This is a genomic window from Pseudonocardia sp., assembly GCF_050246655.1.
In the GTDB taxonomy this organism is placed as follows: domain Bacteria; phylum Actinomycetota; class Actinomycetes; order Mycobacteriales; family Pseudonocardiaceae; genus Pseudonocardia.
In genome coordinates, this window is record NZ_JBFWVQ010000032.1 from 48,059 (window position 1) to 54,555 (window position 6,497).

Annotated in this window: 5 protein-coding genes; all 5 read left to right on the forward strand. The window is 71.3% G+C overall.

Translation table 11 applies throughout. The annotated features are described in order from the left end of the window. The first annotated feature begins 11 nt into the window (after nucleotides 1–11). Nucleotides 12–1,259, forward strand: a complete 1,248-nt coding sequence (locus tag AB7J25_RS13120; RefSeq protein WP_428508615.1) for an ABC transporter ATP-binding protein — start codon at nucleotides 12–14, stop codon at nucleotides 1,257–1,259. Between the two features lie 57 nt (nucleotides 1,260–1,316). Further along, entirely contained in the window at nucleotides 1,317–3,029 is a 1,713-nt protein-coding gene (locus AB7J25_RS13125) for a glycoside hydrolase family 13 protein (protein ID WP_428508617.1), read from the forward strand. Nucleotides 3,030–3,296: 267 nt separating this feature from the next. Further along, nucleotides 3,297–5,231, forward strand: a complete 1,935-nt coding sequence (locus AB7J25_RS13130) for an acetolactate synthase large subunit (RefSeq protein ID WP_428508619.1) — start codon at nucleotides 3,297–3,299, stop codon at nucleotides 5,229–5,231. Further along, nucleotides 5,231–5,737 (forward strand): acetolactate synthase small subunit, encoded by a 507-nt coding sequence (ilvN, locus tag AB7J25_RS13135; RefSeq protein WP_428508621.1) that lies wholly within the window; start codon nucleotides 5,231–5,233, stop codon nucleotides 5,735–5,737. The genes AB7J25_RS13130 and ilvN overlap by 1 nt, the downstream gene beginning before the upstream one ends. Nucleotides 5,738–5,761: 24 nt before the next feature. Beyond that, on the forward strand, nucleotides 5,762–6,497 hold a 736-nt coding region (ilvC, locus tag AB7J25_RS13140; RefSeq protein ID WP_428508623.1), incomplete at its 3' end, for a ketol-acid reductoisomerase.

A 6,497-nucleotide genomic window follows, 5' to 3' on the forward strand; every position in this document is an offset into this window, starting at 1 on the left:
AAGGAGATCTCATGGCCTCCATCGAGATGAGCAACATCGTCAAGAAGTACGGCGACGGCTTCCCCGCGGTGAACGACGTCAGCCTGGACATCGCCGACGGGGAGTTCATGATCCTCGTCGGCCCGTCGGGCTGCGGGAAGTCCACGCTGCTGCGGATGATCGTCGGGCTGGAGGACATCACCAGCGGGGACATGGTGATCGGCGGCAAGCGGGTCAACGACAAGGCGCCCCGTGACCGCAACCTGTCCATGGTCTTCCAGAACTACGCGCTCTACCCGCACCTGTCGGTGTTCGAGAACATCGCGTTCCCGCTGCGGCTGTCCAAGACGCCCGAGTCCGAGGTGCGGAGCAAGGTCAACGACGCGGCGGACGTCCTGGAGCTCCAGGAGCACCTGGAGCGCAAGCCGGCGAACCTGTCCGGCGGCCAGCGCCAGCGCGTCGCGATGGGCCGCGCGATCGTGCGTGACGCCGACGCGTTCCTCTTCGACGAGCCGCTGTCCAACCTGGACGCGAAGCTGCGCGGCCAGATGCGCACGGAGATCGCCCGGCTGCAGCGGCGGCTGGGCATCACGACCGTCTATGTCACCCACGACCAGACCGAGGCGATGACGCTGGGGGACCGGGTCTGCGTCCTGCGCCGGGGCGTGATCCAGCAGGTGGCCTCACCGCGCGAGCTCTACGAGCAGCCGACCAACATGTTCGTCGCGGGGTTCATCGGCTCGCCGCCGATGAACTTCCTGCCCGCCCGCGTGCAGGGCTCGACGCTGGAGACCCCGTTCGGCGCGATCGAGCTGGACGAGAAGCGCGCCAAGGCGGTGGGCGAGCGCGACCTCGTGCTGGTCGGTGTCCGGCCGGAGTACTTCGAGGACGCCTCGCTGATCGACGAGTCCCGCGAGGGCACCCGGTTCACGGCGAAGGTGGACGTCACCGAATGGCTGGGCGACTCCCAGTACGCCTACATACCCTACGACGCGCCGGAGGAGGTCGCGGCCAAGCTCAAGGAGCTGTCGCGCGAGCTCGACAGCGACCAGCTGCGCACGCAGGCCATCGTCTCCATCGACGCGGCGAGCCGGATCCGCGAGGGACACGACGCGGAGTTCTGGCTGGACACGCGCAAGATCCACGTCTTCGACCCGGAGTCGGGGGAGAACCTCACCCGGGACCCGGAGGCGGGCGCGGAGCTCACGCGGATGGCCGAGGAGGACCGCCAGGACCAGATCGAGCAGGCCCAGACGAGCGGGGCCACGGTCTCCGGCTGACCCCGGCCCGGGGCGGCCCGGGAGGAAGGCCTTGCGATCACTGAACCGATCCGGAACATGGGGCGGGTGACGCAACCGTCCCTGCTTCCCGGGCCCGCCAGGACCGACGCCACCTGGTGGCGCGACGCGGTCATCTACCAGGTCTACATCCGCAGCTTCGCCGACGGCGACGGGGACGGGCTCGGCGACATCGCCGGGCTCCGTTCCCGCCTGCACCACATCGCGAGCCTCGGCGTGGACGCGATCTGGATCAACCCCTGGTACCCCTCGCCCATGGCCGACGCCGGCTACGACGTGAGCGACTACCGCGACGTCGAGCCGCGCTTCGGCACCCTCGCCGACGCCGAGGCGCTCCTCGCGCAGGCCCGCGAGCTGGGCCTGCGGGTGCTGCTCGACATCGTCCCCAACCACACCTCCAGTGCCCACCCGTGGTTCCGCGAGGCGCTCGCCGCCGGCCCCGGGTCGGCCGCCCGGGAGCGCTACCTGTTCCGTCCCGGCCGGGGCGCGGACGGTGCCCAGCCGCCCAACGACTGGCAGAGCATCTTCGGCGGGCCCGCCTGGACGCGAGTGGCCGAACCGGACGGCACTGCCGGGGAGTGGTACCTGCACCTGTTCGACCCCGGCCAGCCCGACGTCAACTGGGAGCACCCGGAGGTCCGCGCGGACTTCGCCGACACCCTGCGGTTCTGGTTCGACCGGGGGGTGGACGGCTTCCGCATCGACGTCGCCCACTCGCTGATCAAGGAGACCGGCCTGCCGGATCTCGACGGGCGCACCTACCCGCAGGAGCGCGTCGAGGTCGACGGCGCGCTGGTGCGTCCCGCGTGGGCCGCGCACCCGCACTGGGACCGCGAGGAGGTGCACGGGGTCTACCGGGAGTGGCGCGAGATCGCGGACTCCTACGACCCGCCACGGATCTTCGTGGCCGAGGCGTGGGTGGACGAGCCCGAGCGGCTCTCGCGCTACCTCCGCCCGGACGAGCTGCACACCGCGTTCAACTTCAACTACCTGACCACGCCGTGGGACGCCGCCGCGATGCGCGAGACGATCGTGGAGACGGTGGCCGAGCACGAGGCCGTCGGGGCGCCGCCCACCTGGGTGCTGTCCAACCACGACGTGGCGCGCCACCTCTCGCGCTACGCGCGCCCGCAGGAGCTCGGCGACTCGCCGAACCTCGAGGGGCTGCGCGACCGGCCCGCCGATCTCGCGCTGGGCACCCGCCGCAGCCGCGCCGCCGTGCTGCTGACGCTGGCCCTGCCCGGGGGCGCGTACGTCTACCAGGGGGAGGAGCTGGGCCTGCCCGAGGTGGAGGACCTGCCGGAGGACGTCCTGCAGGACCCGACGTGGCGGCGCTCGGGCTTCACCACCCGTGGCCGCGACGGCTGTCGCGTGCCGATCCCGTGGAGCGGCGATGCCCCGCCGTACGGCTTCGGGCCGGGTGCCGGCCCGACGTGGCTCCCGCAGCCGCGGGACTGGGGCCCGCTCGCGGTGGCGGCGCAGGAGGGGGACCCGGGCTCGATGCTGGAGCTGTACCGCGCCGCGCTGCGGATGCGGGCGCAGACGCCGGCCCTGGGTGACGGACGTCTCACCCTGCGCACGGACCTCGGTCCGAGCACGGTCGCCTTCGACCGCGAGCCGGGTTTCACGTGCGTCGTGAACATGGGGTCCGAGCCGGTCCCGCTGCCGGTGGGAGAGGTGCTGCTGGCCAGCGGCCCGCTGCCCGCCGACGCCACCCTTCCGGGGGACACGGCGGTGTGGATCAGCTCCTGACCGTCCACTGATCGATCCCAGGCAGTGGTACCGGCGTCTCACCAAGTTGACCGCGCCGACACGGGCCCGCTAGCGTCGGGCCCGTGTTCCGTGCGTTCCACGTCCTCGTCCTCGTACTTCGCCAGGCGCGCCACGCCTGAGCCGAGGTCGTCGCGCGCCATCCCTCGTTCCGCCTACCCGGGCGGCGAGGGTTTTTTCATGTCCGAACAGTGACCAGCAGCGGCTCCACCCGCGAGCCGACTCCCAGCAGCGAGGCTGACCGCAGAGATGACCACCGCCACGCCCCGTTCCGGAGCGGCGCCCGGCTCCGCCGGCCCGCGTCCAGGGCCCCCGCCGGGACGACCCGGTTCCGCCACCCCTGCCCCGACGCCCGCGCCGCCGTCGGACCGGCGCTTCGACCGCGTGCCGATGACGGGCGCCCAGTCGCTCGTGCGCTCGCTCGAGGAGGTGGGGTGCGAGGTCGTCTTCGGCATCCCGGGCGGCACGATCCTCCCGGCGTACGACCCGCTGCTGGACTCGGTGCGGGTCCGCCACGTCCTGGTCCGCCACGAGCAGGGCGGCGGCCACGCCGCCACCGGCTACGCGCAGGCCACCGGGAAGGTCGGGGTCTGCATGGCGACCTCCGGGCCGGGGGCGACGAACCTCGTCACCCCGCTCGCGGACGCCTACATGGACTCGATCCCGATGGTGGCGATCACCGGGCAGCAGACGCGTCCGCTGATCGGCACCGACGCGTTCCAGGAGGCCGACATCACCGGCATCACCATGCCGGTGACCAAGCACAACATGCTGGTGAAGGACGCGACGGAGATCCCGCGCGCCATCGCCGAGGCCTTCCACCTGGCGAGCACGGGCCGACCCGGCCCGGTGCTCGTCGACATCCCGAAGGACGTGCTCCAGGAGCAGACCACGTTCTCCTGGCCGCCCGCCCTGCAGCTGCCCGGCTACCGGCCGACGACCCGGCCGCACGGCAAGCAGATCCGCGAGGCCGCCCGGCTCATCCGTGCGGCGAGCCGCCCCGTCCTCTACGTCGGCGGCGGCGTGATCAAGGCCGAGGCGTCGGCCGAGCTGCGCGAGCTCGCCGAGCTCACCGGCATCCCGGTCGTCACGACGCTGATGGCGCGCGGCGCGTTCCCGGACAGCCACCGCCAGCACCTGGGCATGCCCGGCATGCACGGGACGGTGGCGGCGGTGGCGGCGATGCAGAAGTCGGACCTGCTGGTCGCGCTCGGCGCCCGCTTCGACGACCGGGTCACGGGCCAGCTCGCGAGCTTCGCCCCGGGGGCCGCGGTGATCCACGCCGACATCGACCCTGCGGAGATCTCGAAGAACCGCCGTGCAGACGTCCCCATCGTCGGGGACTGCCGCGAGGTGATCGTCGAGCTGCTGGAGGCGGTACGGGCCGAGCAGCAGGGCGGAGCGGCCGATATCGGGCCGTGGTGGGCCCAGCTGGACGAGCTGCGCCGCACGTACCCGCTCGGCTACGACTGGCCCGCTGACGGCTCGCTCTCGCCGCAGTACGTCATCGAGCGGATCGGTGCGATCGCCGGCCCGGACGCCCTCTACACGGCGGGCGTCGGCCAGCACCAGATGTGGGCCGCGCAGTTCATCTCCTACGAGAACCCGCGCACCTGGCTGAACTCCGGGGGGCTCGGCACCATGGGCTTCGCGGTGCCGGCGGCGATGGGCGCGAAGATGGCCGTCCCGGACGCCACGGTGTGGTGCATCGACGGCGACGGCTGTTTCCAGATGACCAACCAGGAGCTCGCCACCTGCGCCATCGAGAACATCCCGATCAAGGTAGCCGTGATCAACAACGGCAACCTGGGCATGGTCCGGCAGTGGCAGAACCTGTTCTACGGGGAGCGCTACTCGAACACGGACCTCGGCACCCACAAGCACCGCATCCCGGACTTCGCGCTGCTCGCCGAGGCGATGGGCTGCGTCGGGCTGCGCGCCGAGACCCGTGACGAGGTCGACAAGGTCATCCATCAGGCGATGGAGATCAACGACCGCACCGTCGTCATCGACTTCGTCGTCGGCGCGGACGCCCAGGTGTGGCCGATGGTCGCCGCGGGCACCGGCAACGACCAGATCATGGCCGCCCGCGACATCCGCCCGCTGTTCGACTCCGACGAGATCGTCTCCGACGACGCCGCCACCGGTGCACTGACCGCCGAGATCACGGGGGACGAGGACTGATGGACCGCCACACCCTCTCCGTCCTCGTCGAGGACAAGCCCGGCGTGCTCGCCCGCGTCTCGGGCCTGTTCTCGCGGCGCGGCTTCAACATCATGTCGCTGGCCGTCGGGCCGACCGAGCAGCCGGGCATCTCGCGGATGACGATCCAGGTCGCGGTGGACGAGTTCCCGCTGGAGCAGGTCACCAAGCAGCTCAACAAGCTCGTCAACGTCATCAAGATCGTGGAGCTGGAGCCGTCGTCGTCGGTGCAGCGCGAGCTGCTCCTGGTGAAGGTGCGTGCCGACGCCGCCGTGCGCAGCGCCGTGCTGGAGATCGCGGAGCTCTTCCGCGCCAAGGCCGTCGACGTCTCGCCCGAGGCGCTGACGATCGAGGCGACCGGTACGGTCGACAAGCTCTCGGCACTGCTGCGCATGCTCGAGCCCTACGGCATCCGCGAGATGGTCCAGTCGGGGATGGTCGCGGTCGGCCGCGGGCCCCGGTCGATCACCGCCACCACCGTCCGCTAGACCCCTCGAAAGGACCTCACCGAAGTGACCGTCAACATCTACTACGACGACGACGCCGACCTGTCGATCATCCAGGGCCGCAAGGTCGCCGTGATCGGCTACGGCAGCCAGGGGCACGCGCACGCGCTGTCGCTGCGCGACTCGGGCGTGGACGTGCGGATCGGCCTGCCGGAGGGCTCGAAGTCGCGGGCCAAGGCGGCCGACGAGGGACTGCGCGTCGTCACCCCCGCCGAGGCCGCCGCCGAGGCGGATCTGATCATGATCCTCGCGCCGGACACGAAGCAGCGGTTCATCTACGCCGACGACATCGCTCCCAACCTGCAGAGCGGCGACGCGATCTTCTTCGGCCACGGCTTCAACATCCGCTACGGGCTGATCAAGCCGCCGTCGGACGTGGACGTGGCCATGGTCGCGCCGAAGGGCCCGGGTCACCTCGTGCGCCGCCAGTTCGTGGACGGCAAGGGCGTGCCCTGCCTCATCGCCATCGAGCAGGACGCCTCGGGCAACGCCAAGGCGCTCGCCCTGTCCTATGCCGCGGCCATCGGTGGAGCCCGGGCCGGAGTCATCGAGACCACCTTCAAGGAGGAGACCGAGACCGACCTGTTCGGCGAGCAGGCCGTCCTCTGCGGGGGTGCGGCCGCGCTGGTGCAGACCGGGTTCGAGGTGCTCACCGAGGCCGGCTACGCCCCCGAGGTGGCCTACTTCGAGTGCCTGCACGAGCTCAAGCTGATCGTCGACCTCATGTACGAGGGCGGCATCG

Excerpts from the sequence above, each read along its gene's own strand:
- AB7J25_RS13130 (WP_428508619.1), top strand. The coding sequence starts at position 3,297 with ATGACCACCGCCACGCCCCGTTCCGGAGCGGCGCCCGGCTCCGCCGGC.
- AB7J25_RS13125 (WP_428508617.1), top strand. The coding sequence starts at position 1,317 with ATGGGGCGGGTGACGCAACCGTCCCTGCTTCCCGGGCCCGCCAGGACC.
- AB7J25_RS13120 (WP_428508615.1), top strand. The coding sequence starts at position 12 with ATGGCCTCCATCGAGATGAGCAACATCGTCAAGAAGTACGGCGACGGC.
- ilvN (WP_428508621.1), top strand. The coding sequence starts at position 5,231 with ATGGACCGCCACACCCTCTCCGTCCTCGTCGAGGACAAGCCCGGCGTG.